The 1,425-nt window shown below is 68.7% G+C and carries 1 protein-coding gene; it reads left to right on the top strand.

Features of this window, described 5'->3' with window-relative positions:
- Positions 1-254: 254 nt before the first annotated feature.
- Positions 255-1,418 (top strand): tyrosine-type recombinase/integrase, encoded by a 1,164-nt coding sequence (locus N866_RS18800; protein ID WP_155855502.1) that lies wholly within the window; start codon positions 255-257, stop codon positions 1,416-1,418.
- Positions 1,419-1,425 lie beyond the last annotated feature (7 nt).

The raw sequence follows: 1,425 nt of genomic DNA, 5'->3' as shown, positions 1-1,425 counted from the left end.
AGGGACCGGTGGATCAGGGCTCAGGTGTCACCCACTGCGGCCCGGATGCGACACGACGCGACACCTGCCCCCGTCATGCTGGTGCCCCGAGTGGGATTCGAACCGAGCCACGCAGGGTGAACCGAGTGGAACAGAGATGAGCCGAGACTGCACTTGACCTGCGGAGATATGCTGGAAAGCACCCGCAGGAGAGAACCGAGTGACGTGGGATCACCTCCTCCTTGCGACACGTGTGCGACACGAGGGCGGCGGAGATGGCTGGCAGGCGCGCGGGCTTCGGGCAGATCACCAAGCTGCCGTCGGGTCGCTATAGGGCCCGCTACCAGGTCGCCGGCGTGGTGCCGCGCCGGTATGTCAACGCGCCGACGACCTTCGCGCGCAAGACGGACGCCCAGGACTGGCTCGCGGCCCAACGGACGCTGATCGTCCAAGGTGTCATCCGCCCGACCGCGCTCGCCTCGAAGATCACGCTCGCCGAGTACGCCGAGCGGTGGCTGTCGACCCGGCGCAGCTCGACAGGCGAACCGCTACGGCCGTCGACGGCGCGGACGTACCGGCACTACCTCGACCGGCACATCCTTCCCGCGCTCGGCGCGAAGACCCTGCCGAGCATCACCCGGGCGGGCGTCGACGCCTGGTACTCGGCGCTCCTGCCCGACCGGCCGACCTTGCGCGCCCGCACCTACGCCTTGCTCAAGACGATCTTGTCCAGTGCCGTCGACGAGGAGTTGCTGGCGGTCAACCCGTGCCGGGTCCGTGGGGGCAGTCTCGTCCGCCCTGCGACGCACCCTGTTGTCCTCACACCGTTGGAGATACGCCTGCTGGCAGACCAGATGCCGGAGCGGCTCCGGGCGGCCATCCTTCTGGGTGCGTGGTGTCAGCTGCGCTCCGGGGAGCTGCTGGAGCTGCGACGCCGAGATGTGTCCCACGGCACAGTCACGATCGCCAGGGGAGTGACGTGGGTAGACGGCCGGCCGATCGTCGGTCGGCCGAAGACGGACGCTGGCGTCCGGGCAGTCGCATTGCCGCCGCACATCGGAGCGGATCTCGCCGATCATCTCGATCGTTTCGCCAACCCAGGGCAGAACGGTCTGCTTTTCGCGGCCCGGCCCGGAGTGGATCGGCAGATCTACGGACCGACGTTCGCGGACACCTTCAAGCGGGCCGCGCGCCGGGCAGAGCTCCCTGGAACGCTGCGCTTCCACCACCTCCGCCACGCGGGGCTCACCTTGCTCGCCCAGTCCGGAGCCACCCTCGCGGAACTGCAGGCACGAGCCGGCCACGCCACCCCCGGGATCGCCATGCGCTACCAGCATGCAGTCGCCACCCGTGACCATGAGATCGCTCGAGCGCTCTCGATGCTGGCTGAGGAGTCAGAGGCCGCCGCACAAGCGCCTTTCCTGGCTCTTCGCAGATGAGGGTGTA

The organism is Actinotalea ferrariae CF5-4, from assembly GCF_000603945.1.
GTDB classification, from domain to species: Bacteria; Actinomycetota; Actinomycetes; order Actinomycetales; family Cellulomonadaceae; genus Actinotalea; species Actinotalea ferrariae.
This window is presented reverse-complemented; position numbering and strand designations above follow the sequence as displayed.